At 69.1% G+C, this 23,098-nt stretch carries 17 protein-coding genes; 8 read left to right on the plus strand and 9 right to left on the minus strand.

The window, feature by feature from the left end; all coding sequences use genetic code 11:
* Positions 1 to 60: 60 nt before the first annotated feature.
* The 4 genes from ACN9MM_RS31900 to ACN9MM_RS31915 all read right to left on the minus strand — a co-directional run bounded on the left by ACN9MM_RS31900 (position 61) and on the right by ACN9MM_RS31915 (position 8,820).
* On the minus strand, positions 61 to 3,240 hold the full coding sequence (locus ACN9MM_RS31900) for a type I restriction endonuclease subunit R (RefSeq protein ID WP_426367179.1): 3,180 nt from the start codon (positions 3,238 to 3,240) through the stop codon (positions 61 to 63).
* A 2-nt stretch (positions 3,241 to 3,242) separates the two neighbouring features.
* On the minus strand, positions 3,243 to 4,544 hold the full coding sequence (locus ACN9MM_RS31905; protein WP_426367180.1) for a restriction endonuclease subunit S: 1,302 nt from the start codon (positions 4,542 to 4,544) through the stop codon (positions 3,243 to 3,245).
* Complete coding sequence (locus ACN9MM_RS31910; RefSeq protein WP_426367181.1) at positions 4,541 to 6,556, minus strand: type I restriction-modification system subunit M; 2,016 nt, start codon at positions 6,554 to 6,556, stop codon at positions 4,541 to 4,543. Before ACN9MM_RS31910 ends, ACN9MM_RS31905 begins: the two co-directional genes overlap by 4 nt.
* Positions 6,557 to 6,657: 101 nt before the next feature.
* The gene (locus ACN9MM_RS31915) at positions 6,658 to 8,820 is read right to left on the minus strand and encodes an N-6 DNA methylase (protein ID WP_426367183.1); all 2,163 of its coding nucleotides are present in this window, start codon (positions 8,818 to 8,820) and stop codon (positions 6,658 to 6,660) included.
* 232 nt (positions 8,821 to 9,052) lie between these two features.
* Between ACN9MM_RS31915 and ACN9MM_RS31920 the strand changes: the two genes are divergently transcribed.
* The 5 genes from ACN9MM_RS31920 to ACN9MM_RS31940 all read left to right on the plus strand — a co-directional run bounded on the left by ACN9MM_RS31920 (position 9,053) and on the right by ACN9MM_RS31940 (position 15,672).
* Positions 9,053 to 10,321, plus strand: a complete 1,269-nt coding sequence (locus ACN9MM_RS31920) for a DNA sulfur modification protein DndB (protein ID WP_426367184.1) — start codon at positions 9,053 to 9,055, stop codon at positions 10,319 to 10,321.
* Between the two features lie 61 nt (positions 10,322 to 10,382).
* Entirely contained in the window at positions 10,383 to 10,928 is a 546-nt protein-coding gene (locus ACN9MM_RS31925) for a hypothetical protein (protein ID WP_426367186.1), read from the plus strand.
* A gap of 345 nt (positions 10,929 to 11,273) precedes the next feature.
* Positions 11,274 to 12,854 (plus strand): hypothetical protein, encoded by a 1,581-nt coding sequence (locus tag ACN9MM_RS31930; protein ID WP_426367188.1) that lies wholly within the window; start codon positions 11,274 to 11,276, stop codon positions 12,852 to 12,854.
* Positions 12,854 to 13,618, plus strand: coding sequence for a hypothetical protein (locus ACN9MM_RS31935; protein WP_426367189.1), 765 nt, complete (start codon positions 12,854 to 12,856; stop codon positions 13,616 to 13,618). Before ACN9MM_RS31930 ends, ACN9MM_RS31935 begins: the two co-directional genes overlap by 1 nt.
* Positions 13,615 to 15,672 (plus strand): Hsp70 family protein, encoded by a 2,058-nt coding sequence (locus ACN9MM_RS31940; RefSeq protein WP_426367190.1) that lies wholly within the window; start codon positions 13,615 to 13,617, stop codon positions 15,670 to 15,672. The genes ACN9MM_RS31935 and ACN9MM_RS31940 overlap by 4 nt, the downstream gene beginning before the upstream one ends.
* Positions 15,673 to 15,674: 2 nt before the next feature.
* Here ACN9MM_RS31940 and ACN9MM_RS31945 read toward each other — a convergent pair whose 3' ends face one another.
* The 3 genes from ACN9MM_RS31945 to ACN9MM_RS31955 form a co-directional block, all read right to left on the minus strand.
* The gene (locus ACN9MM_RS31945; protein WP_426367191.1) at positions 15,675 to 16,385 is read right to left on the minus strand and encodes a class I SAM-dependent methyltransferase; all 711 of its coding nucleotides are present in this window, start codon (positions 16,383 to 16,385) and stop codon (positions 15,675 to 15,677) included.
* A gap of 76 nt (positions 16,386 to 16,461) precedes the next feature.
* Entirely contained in the window at positions 16,462 to 16,833 is a 372-nt protein-coding gene (locus ACN9MM_RS31950) for a hypothetical protein (RefSeq protein WP_426368877.1), read from the minus strand.
* A 98-nt stretch (positions 16,834 to 16,931) separates the two neighbouring features.
* Positions 16,932 to 17,363 (minus strand): ATP-binding protein, encoded by a 432-nt coding sequence (locus ACN9MM_RS31955; RefSeq protein ID WP_426367193.1) that lies wholly within the window; start codon positions 17,361 to 17,363, stop codon positions 16,932 to 16,934.
* Positions 17,364 to 17,634: 271 nt separating this feature from the next.
* Between ACN9MM_RS31955 and ACN9MM_RS31960 the strand changes: the two genes are divergently transcribed.
* The 3 genes from ACN9MM_RS31960 to ACN9MM_RS31970 all read left to right on the plus strand — a co-directional run bounded on the left by ACN9MM_RS31960 (position 17,635) and on the right by ACN9MM_RS31970 (position 19,640).
* Positions 17,635 to 18,510, plus strand: coding sequence for a helix-turn-helix domain-containing protein (locus tag ACN9MM_RS31960; RefSeq protein WP_351186256.1), 876 nt, complete (start codon positions 17,635 to 17,637; stop codon positions 18,508 to 18,510).
* The gene (locus tag ACN9MM_RS31965) at positions 18,511 to 18,747 is read left to right on the plus strand and encodes a DUF397 domain-containing protein (RefSeq protein WP_015037566.1); all 237 of its coding nucleotides are present in this window, start codon (positions 18,511 to 18,513) and stop codon (positions 18,745 to 18,747) included.
* A 74-nt stretch (positions 18,748 to 18,821) separates the two neighbouring features.
* On the plus strand, positions 18,822 to 19,640 hold the full coding sequence (locus tag ACN9MM_RS31970; protein WP_426367194.1) for an SAM-dependent methyltransferase: 819 nt from the start codon (positions 18,822 to 18,824) through the stop codon (positions 19,638 to 19,640).
* Between the two features lie 59 nt (positions 19,641 to 19,699).
* Here the strand turns inward: ACN9MM_RS31970 and ACN9MM_RS31975 are convergent, their stop codons facing one another.
* Positions 19,700 to 21,589, minus strand: a complete 1,890-nt coding sequence (locus tag ACN9MM_RS31975; protein ID WP_426367195.1) for a M64 family metallopeptidase — start codon at positions 21,587 to 21,589, stop codon at positions 19,700 to 19,702.
* Between the two features lie 73 nt (positions 21,590 to 21,662).
* Positions 21,663 to 23,006, minus strand: coding sequence for a 6-phospho-beta-glucosidase (locus tag ACN9MM_RS31980; protein ID WP_426367196.1), 1,344 nt, complete (start codon positions 23,004 to 23,006; stop codon positions 21,663 to 21,665).
* Positions 23,007 to 23,098 lie beyond the last annotated feature (92 nt).

The following is a 23,098-nucleotide window of genomic DNA, read 5'->3' on the forward strand; positions in this document are numbered from 1 at the left end:
GCACGGGGCCCGGTCGTACAACGGTGGTTGTACGACCGGGCCCCGTCTCGTACGGGCGGGCTACTCGTCGACGCCCTCCTCGCGGCGGATCATCCGCCACGCGGCCTTGCGGGCGCTGCGGTCCAGGCTGGACTTGAAGCCCTTGTCGGGGCCGAAGTACTGGCGGCCGAGACCGGCGATGGTGTCGATGTGATCGGCCATCTTGTCGGCGAAGACGTTGTCGAAGACGAGCCCGAAGTTGTCCATGTCGTTGTTGGCGACGGCCGCCTTCCGCACCTTCGGGTCGGCCTTGGCTTCCTCGAAGGGCTGGATGACGTCTTGCTCGGTGAACTCCGTGCCGAAACGCTCGTTGAACTTCTCGATCAGCTCGGAGAGCAGCGACTTCTCCGCCTCCTGGGCGCCGCCGGAGCCGTCGCCGAAGCCCGGCATCATCGTCGGCCCGTCGGCGGCGAGGGAGACGTCGTACTCGCCGGTCTTGTCGACTCGCAGGTGACTGAGGTCGACTTCGCCTATGTCCACGCCGCCGTCTGTACGGCCGCGCAGTCGGGTGAGTAGGTAGCGGCCGTAGAGGTGCAGCCGCTCCAGCTCGAGGTCCTTGTAAGGGACGATCTGGGCGAGGAAACCGTACTTGCGGACGTAGTCGTTGAGGTCGGCGCGGAAGTCCTCCGCCGTCTCCACGTCGTCATCGTCCTTGCTGTCGCGGAGGGCCTCGAAGCGGGCCACAGCGGGGGAGAGCATCCGGTACAACTCGGCGTGCAGCTTCTCCCACTTGGCCTGCGATCCGGCGGCCTTCTCCTTGGCGGCGAAGTACGCGGCGGCGAACTCGTCCATCTCCTGGGCGGCCAGGATCGGCGCCCGCATGACCCGGCTCTGCGCGGTGTAGAGCAGATTGGGGTCGGAGGGGAGGGTCATCGCCTCCTCGAAGTACGGGCGGAACGACTCCTGGATGTCCTCGGCGTCGTTGACGAAGTCCAGGACCGCCAGGTCGGCCTGCGACTTCCGGTCGGCGGTCCGGTTCAGCCGGGAGAGGGTCTGCACGGCAGAGATACCGGTGAGCGTCTTGTTGACGTACATCGTCGTCAGGAGCGGCTGGTCGAAGCCGGTCTGGTACTTCTCCGCGACGACCAGGATCCTGTACTCCTTCTGTCCTGCCCCGCCGGCGCGGACGCTCTTGTCGTCGGCGCGGGTGTACGCGAACGCCTTCGGCAGCGCGCTCTCCGGCAGGCCGCCGTTCTCCTTGGACTCGGTGGTCTCATGACCGCCGACGGTGAGCGAGCCGGAGAAGGCGACGAGGACGCCAAGGTCGGGGTACTTGGTGTCGTAGTCCCGGTCCTTGAGGTAACTCTTGATCGCGCGGGCCATGTCGACGGCGGACTGCCGCGAGGCGGTCACGACCATGGACTTGGCGCGCCCGCCGAGGCGGCCGCGGGTGTGCGAGACGAAGTGCTCGACGATGACCTGTGCGTGCTGGGCAACTGTGGAAGCGTGGGTCAGGGCGTACCGGGCGAGCAGACCGTTGGCCTTGGAGGGGTCGACCTCCTTCTCGTCCGGGTTCTGGTTCACCAGCTTCCAGTAGGTGTTGTACGTGACGTACGTGCGCAGCGGGTCGAGGATGAACCCCTCCTCAATGGCCTGCCGCATGGAGTACGTGTGGAAGGGCCGATACACGGCCTTGCCGTCGACGGTCTGCGGGCTGCCGAAGAGTTCGAGCGTCTTCGCCTTCGGGGTGGCCGTGAAGGCGAAGTAGGACAGGTTCGCGGCCTTGGACCGCTCCTCGGCCTTCTGCTTCAGCTTCTCGTCGAGAGTGACGGTGGTCGCACCCGCGTCGTCCGAGTCGGAGTCCAGACCGAGGTCACGCAGCGCGGCCCGTACGGCGGTCGCCGCGTCGCCGGACTGCGAGGAGTGCGCCTCGTCCACGACGATTGCGAAGGTGGAGCCCTGGATCTCGGTGGGGTTGCGCTTGAGGTAGTCGAGCAGCGCCGGGAACGAGTGCAGGGTGACGGTGACGATCTTTCCGGTGTCACGGGAGAGGGCACGGGCCAGCTGCTCGCCCTTCGCGCCGTACTTCTCGTCGATCTTCACGACCAGGCCGGCGGTCTGCTCGAAATTGCCGATCGTCTCCCGGAGCTGTGCGTCCAGGTTCCGGCGGTCGGTGATGACGATGACCTTGTCGAATACCGGCACGCCCGGCTTGAGCCCCTTCGCGAGGGCCTCGGAGTCGAGCTCGCGGGGGTCGGTGGGGGTGTGAAGGTCGCTCAGGCGGTGAGCGAGCCAGCCGATGGTGTTCGACTTGCCGGAGCCGGCCGACGCCATGACGAGGTAGTCGTGCCCCGCGCCGTGCGTGGCGGCGTGAGCGGTGAGCTTCCGGACCACGTCCCACTGGTGGAAGCGGGGGAAGATCAGGGTCTTGGCCGACCCGCCGCCGGGCGTCTTCGCCTTGTGTAGGTGCACGAACCGCTGGAGAAGGTCGAGCCAGTTGTCCGGCTGCCACACCTGCTCCCAGAGGTAGGAGGTGGAGTACGTGCCGTAGGCGGTGGGGGGCGGGTTGCCAGCGCCGCCGGGCTGACCGGGGCCGGCGGAGCCCATGTTGAAGGGCAGGAAACGGGTCTTCGGCCCCTTGAGCTGGGTCGCGACGAACACCAGATCCGGGTCGATGGCGAAGTTCGCGACGACGCGCCGCGTGAAGATCAGCTCGGTGGGGTCGCGCTCGGTGCGGTACTGCTCCTTGGCGTCCTCCGTCTCTGAGCGGGTGAGCGGGTTCTTCAACTCGGCCGTGGCGACGGGGATTCCGTTGAGGAAGAGGGTGAGATCGAGCTTGTTGCCCCAGTCGGCCTGCTTGGTCGCGTAGACGAGTTCACGGACGACGGTGAGGCGGTTGGCGCGATAGCCGTCCAGGACGGACTCGTGGGCAACGAGGTTCGGCTTGAAATAGGCGACACGAAGCCGGACGCCCCGGTCCTTGACGCCGTTGCGGAGGACGTCGAGGAGACCGTCGGTGGCGATGGCCTGATCGAGACGCCGGGCGAACCCGTGCTCGGCCTCGCCTTTGTTGTTGCCGTAGAGGGTGACGAGCTCGCGCCACTCGTCGGGCTGGGTGGCACGGATGAAGCTGAACAGCTCGTTGGTGTCCAGGCCGAGATCGGCGGTGTACTTCTCAGGCAGCGCCTCGCGCCAGCCACCCTCGACCATGGCGGCGACGATGGCCTCGCCGAAGACGGACTCGGTGTGTATGGGACTCATGGCTAGGCGGTGACTCCGTCCGTGACGTTGCGTCCGCTGGCGGTGGATACGTCGAACTGGCCGGTTACGGCGGCGGTAATCAGGGCCTGGCGGCGTTCTGCGAGTAGATTCACCTGCCGCTGGATGGCCGAGGTGACCTGGTCTAGCTGTCGTTGGTGCTGCTCTACACGGTCCGCGATCTCCCTCTGCGTGACCTCTGGTGGAGTTGGCACACGGACGGCTGCCACCTGACTCTCGCCGATCGAAGGGACCGGCCCGGGGTTGACGAGCTGTCCCATGTCCAGCAGGGAGAGAAGGGCGCGCCAGTAGTGCGGGACACCACCGGCAAAGGTGATCGCACGCACGTTGTCGTCGATTACCGAGGGCCGGGTCGTGACGCGGCGGCGATTGAGGAGGAGAGCTGCTCCGACGCGCGCATAAAGAACTGATCCCGCCGGTACGATCCGAGCCCTGAGCGTGTGGGCCACGTCACGCGAGACCCAGTTCTCGGCCGTACTCAGATTGCCTACCCAATCGGCCCGCTGGAAGTCGCTCACCTTGATGAATGGGTATTCCCCCTGGCTCCGGCCCTGATAATTGTGGGGGAAAGTGGTTCCCATCGTGAAGCGGGCGATGCGCCCGATTGTGGGCGCAGTCCAACCGAGCGGAAGCCGCCCTAGCCAGGTGGAATCCTGACTGGCTCCGCCGGTGGCGGAGCTGGCCACAAATTGGCTGTGGAGAATCGACTGGTGTCGCATGTTCCACAGCTGCAACTGCTCGTTCCGCAGCCTCGTCATGTGGTCAATACGGGAAGTCTCGGCGTCGAGGAAGTTGGCGATTCGGCGCTGCAGTTCGAGAGGCGGAACCGGGATGGGGACGGCCGTCAGTTCCTCCTTGGTGACATGAACCATTCCGATCATGCCGCTCGTTAGTTCCCGCTCGATCCAGTGTGTTGCAGCCTTCAGGGACCAGTAGAGCCACCTGGCGTCGCAACCAGAAACATCCATCCTGAAGATGTGCTGATTCAAGTAGTAGTCGCCGGGTTCGCTCCAGAGATACGGGCCGAACGACGTTCCCGGGTTCCCGGACCAAGAGAAGAGTAGGTCCCCGGACTTCACGCGGTATCGACTGGGCAACATCGAACCGGAGTGGTTGAAGTTCCGTGAACCGTTGAGGTTCTCGATTCGGATGATCGGAGTGCCGGCGTCGATCCAATCGGCAGCGTTGAAGACGTATCCGTTCGTAAGCGTTGTGAGGTATTTGAGCGGAACTACCGCCCACGAGTGCGGCGGTGATCCTCCGTACGGAAGTCTGCTAGTTGTCACTCCGTCACCTCACTCAAGAGCTTCTGAATCTGTGCCTCCAGCGACTTCAACTCTGCGTCGATCTCTGCCAGCGGCCGCGGCGGCTCGTACACGTAGAAATGCCGCGTGAACGGGATCTCGTAGCCGATCTTCGTCTTCGTATGGTCGATCCACGCGTCCGGGACGTGCGGGTGGACCTCCCGCTTCAGGTACTCTTCGACATCCTCGCCCAGCGGCACGTTCTCGTAGTCCCGCAGCTCCGCGTCCGGTTCCGGCGCGTCCTTGACCTTCTGCACCTCGCCCTCGGGGTCCCGTACCCCGATCGCGTCCCGCAGCGCCTTGCTGAACGGCGCGCCCGTCGGCCACGTGCCGCCCGCCTGGACGACCGCGTCCTTCAGGGCGACCCACGCTTCCTGCTTCGTCGCCCAGCTCCTCACCGGCATGGACTCGAAGGCGTCGAACATCAGCACGCTGTCTGCGCTCGGGAGCTTCTGGACCACCTTCGATGCTTCCAGCGCCGCCAGCGTCTCCTCCGTCAGCTCGAAGCGCAGCTTCAGCGGGCGTTCGACCGTGATGCGCTGGTAGCCGAAGTCCTCGTTCGCGAAGACCTTCACCTTGCCGTGCAGTGCGTGCTCGGGGTCCTTCGCGACCTCCAGGGCCTCCGCGTACAGGTTCGTGATCTCGCGGATGTGGTTCGGGCGGCCGTTCTTGCCGTCGCCCAACTCCTTGCGCTTGTCGCCGAGGGACTTGCGCATCTTCACCCAGTAGTCGCGCGCGTCCAGGAGGACGACCTTGCCCTTGTGGTCCCGGGACTTGCGGTTCGTCAGGATCCAGAAGTACGTGGAGATGCCCGTGTTATAGAAGAGCTGGTCGGGGAGGGCGACGATGCCCTCCAGCCAGTCGTTCTCCAGGATCCAGCGGCGGATGTTCGACTCACCGGACTCGGCCGCGCCCGTGAAGAGCGGGGAGCCGTTGAAGACGATGGCGACACGGGAGCCGCCCCCGCCGTTGACGTCCACCGGCTTCATCTTCGAGAGCATGTGCTGGAGGAAGAGGAGCGAGCCGTCGTTGATGCGCGGGAGACCCGCGCCGAAGCGGCCGGCTTCGCGGAGCGTGTTGTGCTCGTACTCGACCGCGTCCTTGACCTTCTTCCAGTCCACGCCGAACGGCGGATTGGCAAGGATGTAGTCGAACGTGCGCCGCGCGTGGCCGTCATCGGAGAAGGAGTTGCCGAAAGCGATGTTGTCCGGGTCCTGGCCCTTGATCATCAGGTCGGAGCGGCAGATCGCCCAGGACTCGGGGTTGAGCTCCTGGCCGTACACCTCGACCGTGGCGTGCTCGTTCTCTTCCTCGATGTGGTCGTCCATCGCGCTGAGCATGCCGCCCGTGCCGCAGGCCGGGTCCAGGACCGTGCGGACGGCGCCCGGCAGGGTCAGGGCATCTGTATCAGGGGCGACGAGGAGCTCGACCATCAGCTTGATGACCTCGCGCGGGGTGAAGTGCTCACCGGCCGTCTCGTTCGACTGCTCTGAGAAGCGGCGGATCAGCTCCTCGAAGATGTAACCCATGTTGTGGTTGGGCACGGTCTCGGGGCGCAGGTCCAGGTCCGTGAACTCGCCGATGACCTGGTAGAGCAGGTTCGCCTCGTCCAGCTTCTTCACCTGCTGCTGGAAGTCGTACTTCTCCAGCACCTCCCGCGCATTGGCGGAGAAGGCCCCCACGTAGACCTGGAGGTTCGCTGCCGCGTTCTTCGGGTCGCCCGCGATCTTCTGGAGCGTCAGCTCGCTCGTGTTGTAGAAGGCGTGGCCTGAGGCCCTGCGCAGGAAGCGGTCCGTGTCGATGTCCTGGCCCTTGAACTTGACCACGGTCTCGACGACTTTGTCCCGCGTCGGCGCCAGGACGCATTCCAGGCGGCGCAGCACAGTGAACGGCAGGATTACCTTGCCGTAGTCGGACTGCTTGTAGTCGCCGCGCAGGAGGTCGGCGACGGACCAGGCGTGGTTCGCCAGTTCCGTGTGCTTGCTGCTGTTCAAGGGGTTCCCCGGATTCCTTTCGGACCGTCGTCCCGCCCAAGCGGAGCGGGTGCGGACAAGTGTGGTCGATGGGTGAAGGCCTGGGTGTGGTTCAGGCCGAATCAGTCAGAAGCGGGAGGAGCGGGCGGGAGCAGTGCGCCTCCCGTCAGGCCGCCTGTCAGCAGCCGTGCCGTCTCCTCCGCGAGGCGTGCGGCGCGCAGCGCCTCCGCCCGTAGCTCGTGGACGCGCCGGAAGGCTTCGCCGTACCGCCGCTGCTCCTCCAGGGGCAGCAGCGGTACGCGCAGCCGTCCCGGGGTGATGTTCAGGATGGTGCTGCCGGTGGAGGCCCCGGCGATGTTCTCCTCCGTCTCCAGGAACCCGGCGAGGAACCAGGGGTCCAGGCGCGCCGGGTCCGGGCGGAAGAGGTGGACCTGGTGGCCGAGGAGCGCGCCCGCGTCGTCGAGGGCCGCGACACGGGCCATCGGCCCGCCGCCGCTGGCCACGGCTCGTACGAGGACGTCCCCCGCCGCGACGACCGGCGCCGCGTCCGTGCGCAGGTCGGCCGGGTCGCCGGACGGGGCTGTACCGCGCGCGATGTCCATCCCGGTGAGGACCGGGCCAGTAGCGCCCGCCCCCACCACGCCCCGGGAGTCCTTCGCATCCGGCGCCGTACGCAGCAGGGTGAGCGCGCCGCCGCGTGCCAGGTCGGAGGCGGTGGCCGTGCGCCACTCCCGTACCGAGGCGCCGGCGGCGTGCCACTCCGTCCGGTCGGCCGCCTGGCCGAGTGATGCGGCTGCCTGGACGAGGCCGCGGCGAGTGTCGTCCGCCTGCCCGGCCAGTTCCATCGGGTCGACGTCGGCCCGGGAGGCGCGGACCTGGCGGGCCGGGGTGAGGTCGACGACATCGTCGAGGAGGGCGATGACCGGGACGGCTCGCGCGGCTCCGGGCTCGTCCGCGAAAGCGTCCGGCGCGCGGAGGTACGCCTCCCAGCTCGCCAGGACGCGGGCCGTGAGCTCCGTCCAGTCCAGCGGGGGCCGGGTGCCGCGCGTACGAGAATGCCCGGCGCCGTTCCCTCCACCGGTCGGGTCCGTCGTCATCGCCGATGCCGATGTGGCCGCCGCCTCCGCAGTGTCGACGAACAGGACGGACTTCCGCTCCGCGCCCCCCGGCTCGGGGCGCTGCATGACCCAGATCTGCAGCCCGATGTGCAGCGGCGGCGCCGCGCCGGCGGGGAGCGCGACGACCGCGCGCAGTGCCCCGCTGCGGACCAGCTCCGCCCGGATACGGCGCCCGGACGCGCGGGAGGCCGTGGCGGGAGGGAGGACGAGGACGGCGTGGCCGCCCGGTACGAGGTGGGAGAGGGTGTGCTGGACCCAGGCCAGTTCGGACTCGGCGCGTGCAGGCACGCCGTACGCCCAGCGCGGGTCGTACGCCAGCTCGTCGTGCCCCCAGTCGCGGTCGCCGTACGGGGGGTTGCAGAGCACAGCGTCGGCGATGAGAGCGGGGAAGGCGTCCGCGCGGAGGCTGTCGCCGGTTCGGATCGTGACCGATGCCTCCGGTGCGGTCAGCAACAGGGTCGCTGCGCTCCGCCGGGCCTGCACGGGAAGGGTGTCCTGGCCGTAGAGGTCCTGCGCCCCGTGCCGGGCCGCTGCCGCGAGCAGGGTGCCGCTGCCGCAGCCCGGGTCGAGTACGCGGATCGCCGTGCCCGGGAGCAGCCGGGCGGCGAGGTCCGCCAGTGGCCGGGGGGTCTGGTAGGTGCCGCTGGCGGCGCTGTCCTCCAGCTCCCGCTCCGCCAGGACGCCGAGTGCGGCCTCACCCCCCTCGTCCCGTACGCACAGGAGCAGGGCTCGTAGGACATTGGCGTCGGCGGCCGTGAAGCGGACGGCTCCCGCGCCCGGGACGGTGTCGGCGAGCGCGGCCGCCGCCTCGCCGGCGTAGGTCGCGAGGTCGGCGTCAGGCAGGGCGCCGAGGGCCGTCAGGGCGTCCGGGGCGAGTCGGGAGGCGGCCGGGACCAGGGGGAGCAGGTCCGCCGCGCCGTCGCTGCGCTGCGCGTGCAGGCGCAGCGTCGTGCGCAACTCCTCCGCAGGGTTGGCGGCCGACGTGTGGCCGCGGGCGGCCAACCAGGTGCGGATCGTCTCCAGGTCGTACAGCGGGCTGCTCTCCGTACCGCCGGAGGGGGACGGGAAGTCGTCGTGCCGACGGCGCCAGTTACTGACGGTGGCACGCGTGACCCCCGCGATACGGGAGATCTCGGCGGCGGTCACCTGTGCAGACGGCTGGGGCATGGCGGAAGTCCTGAGCCTCTCAATAGCGAACGGTTAACACTCTACAGTGATCGTCAAATTCATCAAGGTGATTGACGATGCTTTCATGTGCATGGTTGTCTGATGCTGCTTCCGGAGGTGAGTGAGTCGCCTCCGGAAAGGCCGGGCCGTGTTCGTGGCCCGAACCGTCATGCCGTGCGGCAGCCCGCGCCTTGCACCTGCCACCCCACGTCCACCTCTGAGGGAGACACCCGTGCGCCTCACCATGCCGACCGCCGTCGTCGAGGGAACCCAGCTCACCGTGATGCCGTTCCGCACCGACGCGGTCATCGGAACCATGTCCGTCCCGGCGCTCGTGCAGCTCGTGCCCTCGCCCCGTACCGAGGAGGACGCGCGCAGGCTCAAGGCCTCCTCGGGCCTTGTGCGCCGCCACGCCGAACTCCGTTCGACCGTGCAGCGGACCCTTAAGTCCTCGCAGAAGGGCAAGAACGTCGGCCCGTACGCCGAGTACATCGCCGACGGCCTCAAGGGCGATCTCGGCGCCGGCTGGTCCACGCCGCCGATCACCCTCTGGCATGCCGGACCGCTCGCGGCGATCGGCGACGAACTCGTGGCCGGTACCGGCCTGCGGACCCTCACCGTCGCCGCCGGCACGATGGTGATCGCGATCGACGGCGAGACCCAGACCACCGCCTGGCACGACCTGTACGACGACCCCGAGGCGTACGGGCTCACGCACGCCGAGCTCGCGCAGGTGCGCATCCCCTTCGAGCTGTACGTCGACCTCGCCCCCGCCGACGCGCGGCAGATCTTCTACGACCGCAACGTCCAGGGCGTGGCCGTCGCCAAGAACCTCGCGATGTCCATGGATCAGCGGGACTTCGGGACCCGGCTCGCTCATCGCGTCGCCGAGTCCGTGAAGGTCGAACTCGACGGCAAGCGTGTGTCGTTCAGTCAGCTCGTCAACGCCAGCAAGCGGCAGGTCGCCCAGAGCGACAAGGAGGTCGTCACGCTCTCCGCGCTGCGCGCCCTCGTCGTCACCACCGTCTACGGACGCGCCGGTCTTTCGCGCTCCGCCGAGACGGTCCATGAGGACGAACTCCCGCACGACGTAAGCCCGGAGCAGGTCGAGCAGGTCGTCGTGCCGTTGCTGGGGCGGCTTCGACGCGTACTTCCCGCACCTCGCGGACCGCAGTGCTCTCACCGCGCCCGCCGTCCTCGCGGGTGTCGGCATCGCCGCCCACCAGACGACCCCCTGGAGCGACCCCGCCACCGCACTCGGAGCCGACGACTTCGACCGGCTTCTCGCCGGCATCCGCTGGGAGCGCGAAGCGGCGTACTGGGACGGCGTCGCCGCCAAAACGGGCTCGTCCGGCCGCCTCAACTTCAGTGGCGGCGTGAAGGACTCGGGCGGCCGGGTCGCCGACGCGATCCTCTACCCGGCGACGGAGACGGGCCGCAAGATCCGCGGACTGGCCTTCTGATCCCGCCCCCGCGTCGCCCACACCCAAGTAGTAGTTGAGATGAACAGCCCGGCCCCTGACTCCCACCCGACCTCCGGATCCCACGTCGGCCCGGGGCTCATGCCCCCACTTCCGCAGCCGCCCGCCAAGAAGCCCTCGCGCGCCAAGCCCTGGCTCACACACGGCGCCGTCGCTCTCGTCTCCCTCGTCATCGGCGCCGCCATCGGTGGTGGTGACAGCGGTGAGACCTCCGAGGACGCCAAGCCCCTACGGTCGACTGCCCCCACCACGGAGGAGGCAGTCGCGGACACCACCACCCCCGACCCGATCGTGTCCGAGACGGTCGCACCCGATCCGACGACAGAAGAGCCGGAAGTGCCGGAAGAGCCGGAGCCCACGCCCTCGCCCACCGAGGACGCCGGCCCCGCTGACCGCTTCGCGGGCGACGGCGAGTACCTCGTCGGCGAGGACATCCAGGCCGGCACGTACAAGAGCGCCGGGTCCGACGACGCCTTCGGCTGCTACTGGGCCCGACTGAAGGACGCAACCGGCGAGTTCGACGCGATCATCGCGAACAACAACCTCCAGGGCCCCGGCCGCGTGACCCTGAAGAAAGGCGAGTACTTCCAGACGCAGCGCTGCCAGGAGTGGAAGAAGGTGGGCTGACTACCCGCCGAACCGCTTGATACGGAGGGCGTGTGACTGCAGAGTTACGATCGGTGGCGCCCACAGGTCATCTCGCCCTGACCATGAGGGCGATGGGGGTTGGACAGGGGGAACGTGACGACGGAATCGGCTGCCGCTGAGGAGACGGAAGACCTGCGTCAAGCGGAACTCGAACGTCGCGAGGCCTTCCGGCAGGCTCGCGAATCCGGGGCCATACCCGGACTGCGTGCACGCCGTCGACAGAACCCGCCGGAGCGGGCGGCAACCCTCTACGGTGGTCCGCCTGTGGCGGGCGGTGCCCCGAGTGCGGGGGCGTCAGCTGCCCCACGTGTCACAACTCAACCATTGCGGCTCAGCGCACGCGTCGAGGCCGTGCTGGAGCGGATCGTGTCCGAAGCGGGTGCCGATCCGGGGGTCTTCGACGCGACGATTGCCAACGTCAACTGCTCCGCGGATCCAGGGGTCGAGCTTCGCACCCAGGTACTGAGCCTGCTGGATTCCTTGGAAGCGCTCTCGGCAATGGGTCACTTGGCCGATTTGACCGTGGGAGGAATGGCGTTTCTGACGAACGAAGAGCTCATCCGGGCCGAGGCGATCCGGAGCAGCCGGCTACCCGCTCCCGAGACGGATCCGGACCGTGTCGGCCCCTGGCAACTGCACCTTGAGGCGACAGAAGCCCAGGGGAAGGCGATCCTCTCGGCGGTTGCCTGGCAGCGGCTTGTCGAGTACCTGCCCTTGCCCGTCCTCGATGACCTTCTCGACCGCGGCGCACTGACGCGCCGGGAGAGCCCACATGCCTGGACTCCCCGCACCGACCGCGTCTGTCACGTAGTGGCCCGCATAGAGCCGGACAAGCTCAGCGATGACGAAATCGTCACATTGGGGTGGCAGGACGAGGTGCATCGCCGCACGCTGTCGATCGGCGGCAGAGTGGAATCAGGCCCCTCGGGACATGACGAATGGAGCGTCCGCTCGGCTCTCCTGGGAGGCGAGCTCTCCGTACTCGACGATCTGCACCTCCACGCCGAAGCGACGCTTCCCCGTGATCTGGCACGGCTGATCCGAGGCCTCCGCGCCATGCGGCGTGGCGAACCCGTGGAGCCGTGGCTGGGACGTGATCGGTCACTTTTCGGGCTGATGGAGGACTTCCTGCCGCAGCGGCGTCTGATCGCCGGCCGGACGGCCTTTCACGCCTGGGCCGGAGCACGCCGTATGTATCGGCTGCTCGACGACGCCCATGGGGCCCTGGCGTGCGAGCCGGACGGAGCGGCGGAGGCAATCCGGATCGTGGCACACCAGGCCGCCGCCCTCCGGTCCGACGAGCACCACGGATCCGCGGCCAGAGCGGACCGCGAGGCGCGGGCAGTACAGGCCTATCTGCACTTCCTTTCGGCGCGCCCCGGAGAACGCGATCGGCTTGACCAGGCGGTCGGCCTCGTCGAGGACGTCCTGAGACGCGGTAAGACGCCACCGGGAGGAGTGAGCGGCGAACTGCGGCGGCGGATGGCGGCACTCAGCACGCTGCTTCAGACGCTCAGGCGTGTGGCGAGGCCGCGTGACGTCCTCAATCCGTATCTGGCGCTCTGTGTCGAGCATGGATCACGCGAATGGAAGCAGGGCTGGCGTGATCTGCGCAGACAGGTGCCAGCGGCCCAGCTGGAGTACATCAACGGAGCCAAGGACCGGATCCAGCGCCGGGAAACGGCGTTGCGGTCGGGTGAAAGGCCGGAGGAATTCTATCGGCTGCCGTTGGACGACCGGTTCGCGCAGGTGCCGGAGGACCGAGGGGATCTCCTTCGGCCTCGCGCCCGCCCACTCGAGCGCCGCACGCCCCCAAGTACCCAAGAGGAGCGGTCGTGGACCGCCGCAGAAGCGGCGAGAGAGCTGATCGACCGCTGTGCCACGAGAATGAGGAACGGCCACTGATGGACCCGAAGAAGAAGAGCGCGCGAGAGCCGTCTCGCCCCGCCAAGAAGGCTCCCGGCTTCGGGATCGGCAGGGGCTACGGGCCGACGGCCAGTAGGCGACCGGCGGCGACTCCCAAGAGCGCTACGGGGCAGAACGCCAAGACGACCTTGGCGGCGGAAGGGCAGAAGCAGGGCGCCGGTGTCCCCGATGTCGCGGATCCCGGTCCGCTTGCGGACCTTCGCTCGGATCCCGACGTCATGTTCCGGCTGATCAGCGAGAAGATTGCCGACAGGGTCAGTCAAGCGGCACTCAAAGCCGGGACGAAGGCGGCGAACATCGTCAGCAGCAAGCTGACCGAGGAGCTCGACGCGGCCATCGCAGGTGCACAGTCCACCGCGGGCAAGATGGGCACGCTCGTTCAGCAGGCCGTCCAGGCGGCCGTGGACGATGCTCTGCGTACAGCGGTGCTGAACGCGACGCGTGTCCACGAGGAACACCTCGCCCAGCTCGCCCTGATCGATCGCACAGCTCAGACCGCTCGGGATCTCTCAGCGGTGCAGCTGCGCATCGACGCGGAGATGCGCCGCTCGGGCCTCACACGCATCACCACTCCGGACCCTGAGATCTTCAACATCGCCTCATCGGAGGACGACGTCGTCGGAGACGAGTTCGAGGTGCTCGCGCCTGCCTACGTGGACGCCCGAAGCGGACGCGTTGTCCAACGAGGCGAGATGCGTCGCCAGTCCACGAGTGAGGGGAAGAGGGGCGGGAACCGACAGTGACGTACGGAATCGACTTCGGTACGAGCAACTCCGTCGTGGCGCGGTGGACGGGCCATGGGACTGAAGTCATCCGCGTGGACAGCGCGGGGCTTCCGGCCGAGTGGAACCGGCCCGGGTTCGACGAACTCTTTCCCTCTGTCGTCTCGCTGCGTGACATGCAGCGCACCCTCTGCTTCGGCTGGTCGGCCAAATGCGAGACGGCGGATCCGAAGGACGCTGTGAAGCGCATGCTCGCCTCGCGGCCCCGCTCCGTCAGCAGCGACGGTTCTGCAACTTCCACCACGGTGCCCGAGGAGTACGAGGTATGGCTCGGTGACGAGCCGTTCCGGAGCACGACGATGGCCGCGGCCCTGTTTGACCAGATGCGTGCAGGGGTACGCCGGAACCTGCGCGACATGGACGAGGCGGTCGTCACCGTTCCGGCGAACGCCACCGGAGCTGCCCGCTACCGGACCCGTGCCGCCGCTCGTCTCGCCGGCATCAAGGTCAAGGCACTCATCAACGAGCCGACCGCGGCCGCGATCAGCTACGCACACGACTACCCGGGTGAAGGCTGCTTCCTCGTCTTCGACTGGGGCGGCGGCACCATCGATGTCACAGTCCTGGAGCACTATGACGGCATCTTCGACGAGGTCGCCTCGCGCGGTATCACCGCTCTGGGCGGGCTCGAGTTCGATGAGGAGCTCGTCAAGCTGGTTCTGGCCAAACTGGGGACACGACCCGATCGACTAAGCCGAGCCGAGGCCAGGCGCTGGCGACGGCATGTGGAGCTGACGAAGATCGCCTTGTCGCATCCGGATACGGACCAGGTGCTGTTCGAGCCCATGGGCGGACACCAGCCCGTCGTCATCCACCGCGATGAGTTCGAGCACGCGGTAAGCGGTCTCGTCCGTCAGGCACTGGTGCCTCTTGAGGAATGTCTGCAGGACGTGGCCATTGGGCCGGAGGCACTCGATGCCGTACTCATGATCGGTGGCACGTCACAGATCCCGCTCGTACGCAGGGAGGTGGAGCGTGTCCTGGGGCGTCCGGTAGTGGACGCGCGTCTGTGTAACCCGATGACGGCCGTGGCCAGAGGAGCGGCCATCACTGCCGCCGAGATCGACGGCCTGGTACCCGACACCACCATTTCGGTGGCTACCAGCCACGATCTCGGGCTCTCGTTCGCGGCAGGAACCCAGCGCGGGTTCGCCACTCTGATTCCTCGCTACTCGACATTGCCGGCGCGCGGTTCGCGTAGCGCGATGCCTGCACGGCAAGGGGCATCGAAGGTCGTACTGGAGATCGTGGAGGGCGACGGACAGAGAGCGGCCGACGACGAACGGACGTTTCCCCTGGCACGCCTCGAGTTTCCGGTCCCCAGACCCCAGGCCGAGCCGGCCAGCAACGTGTTCGACGTGGACTACCACTACGACCGGAGTGGCATTCTCAAGATTCACGCGAAGCTGAGGTACAGCGGAACCGTCATCCTGGACGAGGAACTCGATTGCTTTGGGCCCGATGGCACGCCTATCGCCCAAGGGCTCGATCGGGAACTGCAGCGCTTGCTCCGGAGGCTCGACGAACCTGCGCCCACGGCCCGGCAAGGGCAGGAAGCTCCTGCCGGGGAGTCGCACACGCTTGAGGCAGCCGCCGAGGAGGTCCCGCATGGCGATGCTCGGCGCGTCGTGGTCGACGGGCAGGGCATCGTGAACGCAGGCCGAGCCGCGTCTTCGCGACGCCCGCCAAGCCTGCGTCTGCTCCGTTCGGCGCTTACTGCGGTCAAACGGCGATTTCCCGGCCACAGCGTGATCACTGTGCTGAGCACCGCCGTTGTGGACGCGGTCGAGCACGATGATCGCCACATCCTGGAGCACGAGGTGGCGGAAGGCCGGATCGTCACGGTTCCTACGGTGGCGCCGACAGCGATGCTGAATGTCGCAGAGCAGCTGGATGCGGTCGTCGTGTCGATGGAGGACCTGTTGAGGTTCCGTCTGCCACACCCCTGGCTTGGAGAGAAGGGAAGGGCCGTCAAGCTCGTTCGGGTGGACACGGACTGGGTCCTCGTGGAATAGCCCTACCCCTTCCGCGCCACCACCAGCCTGCAGTGCGGGCTGCCGTCCTCCCGGCGGCCCAGGGTTTCGACCGGGGTGAGGGAGACCTCGAAGCCGGACGCCTCCAGGCGGGCGCGGACGTCCTGGAGGCGGAAGGTCCGGTAGTACATGACGAACGGCGGGCGCCAGACGGCGTTCCGGACGCGCATCGCCGCGTCGAAGCCCCACAGGGTCCAGTAGAGGCGGGAGCCCACCGGTGGTGGGGCGGGGAGCGGGAAGGCGAAGGTGCCGCCGGTGCGCAGGGCCGCGTGGACCTGGCCGAAGAGGGTGCGCTGGGCGGCAGGCAGGAAGTGGCCGAAGGCGCCGAAGCTGACCGCCAGGTCGAAGACCGGGGCGAAGGGGAGGGCCAGGGCGTCCGCGCGGACCAGATCGGCGGTCGGGTGGGCGTCCCGGGCCCGGGTGAGCATGCCCGTACTGAAGTCGACGCCTGTGATCCGGCCCGCGCAGACCGAGCGGAGGACGCCGAGGCCCGCGCCGGTGCCGCAGCAGACGTCGAGGCCGGAATCGAACGGGCCGAGGGTCTCCAGGGTGCGGGTGACCGCGGTCAGGAGGCGGTCGGAGGTGCGGAAGGGGGTCGCGTCGAACTTGCTCGCGAGCAGGTCGTAGCCGTGCTCGACCGAGGAGAGGGCCTGGGCGGTCAGCTCGCGGAGGCTGGGACCCTGCGGGGTGAACATGCCTCCGAGCCTAGGGCGTGCCCTGCCGACGGGGTGGAACCCGGGGGACTCCCCGGGCGGTGGCGGACCGTGCGGGTCAGAGTGCGCTGCGTACGGAGGGCGCCGGCCAGGACGGGGCGGTGCCCGTGAGCTGGCAGACGAGGAGGTAGAGGGGGATCGGCGGGGTGTAGGGGGAGGTGCCGTCGGGGTGGTGGATGAGGCGCGGGCGGCGGTCCGGGATCTCGGCGCCGGGGGCGTAGCAGGCGGGCAGGGGCCACGTGAGGTCGTGGTCGGAGCCGGCGGGGACGAGCCACCACCACCAGTCGGAGTCGGCGTAGACGCAGCCCTTGGCGGGGAGCCGGGAGAGGATCTTGAAGCCGAAGCGGGCGGGGACGCCGACGGCGTCGCAGCCGAGGCCGGTGTGCAGTCCGACGGGGACGGCGAGGCGGGTGGCTCCGAGTTCGTGGATCCGGGACGTGTCGCGGAGGGGCTCGCGTGACCGGCGCTGGGGAGGTACGGAGGTGGCCTCGGAGGCTTTGCGGGTGCGCGGGACGATGCGGAGGGACCTCAGCACGGTTCCCCCATGCCGTGGGCGAGTTCCGCCCAGACGACCTGCGCGGTGCCGTGGCCGGTGCGGTCGGCGCCCCAGGCGGTGCAGAGCGCGTCGACGATGAGGAGTCCGCGGCCGCGTTCCTCCTCGCCGCAGTCGCGTATCCGCGGCCCGGCGGGGCCGCCCTCGTCCCGTACGGCTATCCGCAGCGTCTCCTCGCCCTCGCGGATCTCGCAGACGACGCGGTCGCTGGCGGTGTGCACGACGGCGTTGGTGACGAGTTCGGAGACGACGAGGGCGACGGTGTCGCGTATCTCGGGGCCGCAGCCCCAGAGGATGAGCCGTTCCTCCGCGAGCCGGCGGGCGCGGGCGACCGAGGCCGTGAGGGCCGGGAGCTCGAAGGCGAAACGGCGGACGGGATCGGTGTGCTGCTGTGGGCGCTGGGCCATGACCCGAGGGGCTCGAGGGCTCATGAGACCTGAGGGCTGCGCGTTACCAGAAGCCACGACCGGTTCCTCACAACAGTGGGCAGGACTGCCGTACGGCGCTGTCGCCGTGGCGCGGTGGCGCACGGCGGCAGCGTGTACTGGTTCACCGGAACACTGTCCTCCTGAGTCGGACACTTGGCAAGTGGCACTCTGAAAATTGCAGAGTGCTGTGTTCTCTCTGGCCCTGCTTCGTGGCACACTCGTCGAAACAGTGCGTCGGGGAGGTCTGAGAGTGAGCGAGCCGCGGTCCGCCCCCACGGTGGGACAGGTCGTCCTCGGAAAGCGACTGCAGGACCTGCGCGAGCGGGCCGGCATGAAGCGGGAAGAGGCCGCGAAGATCCTCCGAGTGGCCCCGGCCACCGTCCGGCGGATGGAGACCGCCGAGGTCGCGCTGAAGATTCCGTACGTGCAGCTCCTGTTGAAGGAGTACGGGATCACGGACTCCGAGGCGGAGGGTTTCGTCGCCCTCGCGGAGGAGGCCAACCTCCCCGGCTGGTGGCAGCGGTTCCACGACGTGCTGCCCGGCTGGTTCTCCATGTACGTCAGCCTGGAGGGGGCGGCCAGTCTCATCCGGGCCTACGAGCCCCAGTTCGTCCCCGGTCTGCTCCAGACCGAGGAGTACGCCCGCGCCATTCTGCGCAGCGGGGCGGTCGGTGGCGGCAGCGATGCCGGCAAGGACGAGGACGCCGAGCGCCATGTAGCCCTCCGGATGGAGCGCCAGTCCCTGCTGACCAGGGACGACGCCCCGAAGTTCTGGGTGATCATGGACGAGACGGTGTTCCGCCGACCGGTCGGTGACGGGCCCGAAGTGATGCGCGACCAGCTCGACCGGCTGCTCGAGGCGTCGGAGCTGCCGAACGTCACCCTGCAGATCGCGGAGTTCGCGTCCGGCCACCATCCGGGCACCTACGGACCGTTCGTCCTCTTCCGCTTCGCCATGCCCGAACTCCCGGACATGGTCTACAGCGAGTACCTGACCGGCGCCGTCTATCTCGACGCGCGTCCCGAGGTGGCGTCCCACCTGGAGGTCATGGACCGCATGGCGGCGCAGGCCGCGACTGCACAACGCACGAAGGAGATTCTCCGGAATCTCCGCAAGGAGCTGTGAATGGATCGCATATACAACGGCATGCCCGCCGCTGAGCTCGGTGCCGAGGGTTGGCACAAGCCCTGGAGCGGCGGGAACGGGGGCAACTGCGTGGAGGCCATGAAGCTGGCCGACGGCAGAGTCGCCGTGCGACAGTCCGCAGACCCTGAAGGACCAGCGCTCATCTACACCCACGGGGAGATCGCCGCTTTCATCCAGGGCGCCAAATCCGGCCAGGCTGACTTTCTGCTCACCTGAACCCTTCCCTCTCACCCCTACCATCGCGTAACTCTTGTTGCAGTGCCGCCCGTTCATCCCGACCAGGAGAGCCGATGACCCAGGACCCCGCAGCCCCAAAGAGCGGACAGAGCATCGACACCAGCAAGCCGCATCCCGCGCGGATGTACGACTGGTTCCTGGGCGGCAAGGACAACTACCCGGTCGACGAGGCGATGGCGCGGCAGCTGCTCACCGTCGACGCCCGGGGCCGTGACATGGCCCGCGTCAACCGGGCCTTCATGCACCGCGCCATCCGCTGGCTCAGCGCCCACGGCGTCCGGCAGTACCTGGACGTCGGCACGGGCATCCCGACCGAGCCCAACCTGCACCAGATCGCGCAGGAGGCCGCGCCGGACTCCCGCATCGTCTACTGCGACAACGACCCGATCGTGCTCGCGCACGCGGCCGCCCTGCTGCGCTCGACCCCGGAGGGGGCCACCGAGTACATCCAGGCGGACGCCCGGGAGCCCGAGGTCATCCTCGAAAGGGCCGGAAAGGTCCTTGATTTCGACCAGCCCATCGCTCTGTCGATGCTCGCCCTGCTGCACTTCGTGGGCGACGAGGACGGCGCGTACGACCTGGTCTCCAAGATCGTCGAGAAGCTCGCGCCGGGCAGCTACCTCGTCCTCTCCCACGTCACCGGGGACTTCGACCCCGAGGGAGCGGCGAAGGCGGCTGCCATGTACAAGGCGCGTGGGCTGACTCTGCGGCCCCGCTCGCGCGACGAGCTGGCCGCGTTCTTCGACGGGCTCGAGTTCGTGGAGCCCGGGGTCTCGCTCACCGCCGAGTGGCACCCGGAGCTGGGCGTGCCCGTTCCGGTCCAGGGCGACGACCCCATCCCCGGGTGGGCCGCGGTGGCACGCAAGCCCTGACCCCGATCCGTACGCGAAGGGGCCCGCCCGGCGATGCCGGGCGGGCCCCTTCGCGTTCCCTACGGCTTCACCAGGGTCACCAGGAAGCTCCCGGGCCGGCCGATGTTGCCGGCCGCGTCGATCGTGCGGTACTCGACGGTGTGCGTGCCGTAGTCCGGGGTCGCGTCGTCCCACGGCACCGCGCGGCTGCGCCCCAGCTTCCCGTACACGAGGTCGTCGATCACCGTGCCGCCCGGCGAGAAGCGGAACGGCGCGCCGGCGTCGGTCGGCCAGCCGTAGTACGTGTACCAGCCGTCGCCGTCGACCCTGAACTGGCTGACCACGGCGCCCTCCCGGTCGTCCCGCGCGGTCAGCCGCATCGTGAACGCGCCGTCGTAGACGTACTCCACCGGGTGCCCGGGACGCCGTACCGTGCGCAGCGGCTCGGACAGCTCGTACGCGGCCGCGGCCGGGCGGGCGTCCACCGTCCAGCTCAACTCCTCGTCCGTGCCCGCGAGACGGGCCGTGAGGGTGTGGGTCCCCGGAGCGATCCGCAGCGAACGGAGGTCCAGGTCGCGGTCGTTGTGGTCGTACGTGGCGACCGGGCGCCCGTCCAGGCGCCAGCGCACGGCGGGGGTGTCGTCCGCCGCGTGCGTGGTGTCCGCATGGACGACGCTCCGGGCGCCGACGGGGGACCCGGTCGGGGTGTGCCCGGTGAAACCGGGAGCCTCCGGGCCCCGGACCGTCGTCAGCGAGGTGTCCACCGTCCAGCGCACGGTCCGGGTGAGCGCCGCCGAGGCGCGGACGGCCGGGTCGCGGACGAAGGGGGTCGGGTCGGTGACCGTCGCCGTCAGGGTGTGCGTGCCGGGGGAGACCCGCAGCCTCCGCAGGTCGACGGTGCGGGCGCCGCGGGTGTCGAGGCTCCGCCCGTCCAGCATCCAGTTCACCGCGAGCGCGCCGCCCACCGGGTGGAGCGTGTCCACCCACACCGTGCGGTCCGCCCCGATCGGCGCCGTGTCCGGGGTGTGGTCCTGGACCAGGTTCACCTTGGCCGAGATCGCCCGGACCATCACCTCGCGCTCCACCTGGTCGAAGGCGTAGCCGAGGGTCTTCATGAGGGAGTGCCGGCTCGGTCGCCACACGCCCCGCGTGCTGTACATGCCGCCCTCGTGGCGGCCGATGACACCGCCGGACTCGCTCTCCTCGCCCAGCCAGCGCCACCACTTGGCCTGCTGCTCCCGCATCTGGCGCTCCGTCAGGAGCGTGTGGTGGGCGGAGGAGGGTTCGGAGCCTTCGTAGGCGGCGCCCGGGACGCCGCGCGCGTAGTAGTCGTACTCGTCCTGGAGGCCGCCGAGCGAATGCCCTATCTCGTGCGGGGTGATGAGCGAGGAGAGCGCGTTGCCGCCGGAAGCCGTGGCGTAACTCCCGCCCGCGCCGCCGTAGGTGTCGCTGTGGGCGAGGGCGACGATCTGACGGTTGGCGCGGCTCGTGCCGGGGACGAGGTCCGCGAGCGCGGCGGCCTTCCGGCTGTCGACGGTGAGCAGCCGCTGCACGCTGTCCGGGTCGCAGCCGCCCCAGAAGCCCATGTCGAGCGCGGTGTCGCGGGCGGGGGCGGAGAGCCCCGGGTCGCAGTCGACGCCGGACTCCGCCGAGGGGGCCTCCACCGCCCACACGTTGACGTACGAGCGGTAGGAGGCGAAGGGCTCGATGCTCCACAGGGTGTTCAGGTGCCGTTCCAGGTCCGCGCGGAAGGCCGGCATCTCCGCTGCGGTGTATCCGTCGCCCATGAACACCAGGTTGAACCGGTGGTCGGCGGGACCGGTGGTCTGCACGGGCACGACGGCCGGCCCCTCACCGGACGCGGGTGTCCCGGCGGCCGCCGGCACGGTTCCCACCAGGCCGGCGGCCAGCAGACAGACCGCGGCGAGGCGGGCCACCGCACGTCGAACGCCCTTGTTCTGTGAGGTCATGGGGCGCGAGCCTAGGCCGCGCCCCCGACCTCGTAAAGGTGTTCGTCAGCCGTCTGTTCGCCGTTCGGCCATGTCAGCTTCGCAGCCAGGCCAGTCCCGGGTGCTCCGCCGTGTAGCCCTCCACCAGGCGGCGGGCCACCGCCACCGAGTCCACCAGCGGGTGCAGCGCGAAGGCCTTGACGGCCGTCGCCCGCGAGCCGCTCTCCACCGCCGCGAGGACCTCGCGTTCCACCGCCTTCACGGCGGTCACCAGACCGACGGCGTGGTACGGCAGCGGGTCCACCGACACCGGGTGGGCGCCGTTCGCGTCCACGAAGCACGGCACCTCGATCACCGCGTCCGCGTCGAGCACGGAGAGCGTCGAGCCGTTGCGCACGTTGAGGATCAGGGTCGTCCGCTCGTCCCGCGCGATCGCCCGCATGAGCGCGAGCGCCACCTTCTCGTAGCCGCCCGACTCCAGGTCCTCCTCGTCGCGGTCCCCGATCCCCGCGGCCTCCCGGTTGGCGGCCATGTAGGTCGCCTCCCGGTCGGCGAGCGTGCGGTGCCAGGTGGCGAGGGCCGGCGTGTCGGGCTTGTTCATCTCCTCGTAGAACACGCCCTGTTGGTCGCGCAGGTACGCCCCGCGCGTCCGCTCGGCCGTCCGGTAGGCGTGGACCGCCTCCCGGTTGAAGTAGTAGTAGTGCAGGTACTCGTTGGGGACCGCGCCGAGCGAGCGCAGCCACTCCGGGCCGAACAGCCGGCCCTCCTCGAAGGAGCCGAGCGCCTCCTCGTCGGCGAGCAGCCGGGGCAGTTCGTCCCGGCCGCCGACCCGCAGCCCCCGCAGCCAGCCCAGGTGGTTGAGGCCCACGTAGTCGATCCAGGCCTCGTCCGGGTTCGCGCCCAGGATGCGGGCGACCCGGCGGCCGAGGCCCACGGGCGAGTCGCAGATGCCGACGACCCGGTCGCCGAGCACCCGGGACATCGCCTCCGTGACCAGTCCGGCCGGGTTCGTGAAGTTGATGACCCAGGCGTCGGGGGCGAGTTCGGCGATCCTCCGGGCGATCCGTACGGCGACGGGAACGGTCCGCAGCCCGTACGCGATGCCGCCCGCGCCCACCGTCTCCTGGCCGAGCACGCCCTCGTCGAGCGCGATCCGCTCGTCGGCGGCCCGCCCCTCCAGACCGCCGACCCGGATCGCGGAGAACACGAAGTCCGCGCCGCGCAGCGCCTCGTCGAGGTCCGTCGTGGCCGTCACCGCCGGCGCGTCCGGCACCCCCTCCGCCTGGTCCGCGAGGACCCGCGCGATGGCCGAGAGCCGCCCCTCGTCGAGGTCGAAGAGGGTGACGTGGGTGACCCGCCCCTCGGCGTGGTCGCCGAGGAGGGCGCCGTACACCAGCGGCACCCGGAATCCGCCGCCTCCGAGAATCGTCAGTTTCATGCTCGTACGCTACTCGGACGAGCCCGCTGAGCAGCGGGATTCCGGGCCGTCGTCCACGCGGGCGTCCACATGCCGGGCGCCCGCCCCTCGCG

The sequence above is a fragment of the Streptomyces sp. E-08 genome (assembly GCF_049913095.1).
Classification (GTDB): Bacteria; Actinomycetota; Actinomycetes; order Streptomycetales; family Streptomycetaceae; genus Streptomyces.

Coding starts and splice junctions, on each gene's coding strand:
- ACN9MM_RS31900 (WP_426367179.1), bottom strand. CDS start 3,240: ATGAGTCCCATACACACCGAGTCCGTCTTCGGCGAGGCCATCGTCGCC.
- ACN9MM_RS31915 (WP_426367183.1), bottom strand. CDS start 8,820: ATGCCCCAGCCGTCTGCACAGGTGACCGCCGCCGAGATCTCCCGTATC.
- ACN9MM_RS31925 (WP_426367186.1), top strand. CDS start 10,383: ATGCCCCCACTTCCGCAGCCGCCCGCCAAGAAGCCCTCGCGCGCCAAG.
- ACN9MM_RS31935 (WP_426367189.1), top strand. CDS start 12,854: ATGGACCCGAAGAAGAAGAGCGCGCGAGAGCCGTCTCGCCCCGCCAAG.
- ACN9MM_RS31945 (WP_426367191.1), bottom strand. CDS start 16,385: ATGTTCACCCCGCAGGGTCCCAGCCTCCGCGAGCTGACCGCCCAGGCC.
- ACN9MM_RS31955 (WP_426367193.1), bottom strand. CDS start 17,363: ATGGCCCAGCGCCCACAGCAGCACACCGATCCCGTCCGCCGTTTCGCC.
- ACN9MM_RS31965 (WP_015037566.1), top strand. CDS start 18,511: ATGGATCGCATATACAACGGCATGCCCGCCGCTGAGCTCGGTGCCGAG.
- ACN9MM_RS31970 (WP_426367194.1), top strand. CDS start 18,822: ATGACCCAGGACCCCGCAGCCCCAAAGAGCGGACAGAGCATCGACACC.
- ACN9MM_RS31975 (WP_426367195.1), bottom strand. CDS start 21,589: ATGACCTCACAGAACAAGGGCGTTCGACGTGCGGTGGCCCGCCTCGCC.
- ACN9MM_RS31980 (WP_426367196.1), bottom strand. CDS start 23,006: ATGAAACTGACGATTCTCGGAGGCGGCGGATTCCGGGTGCCGCTGGTG.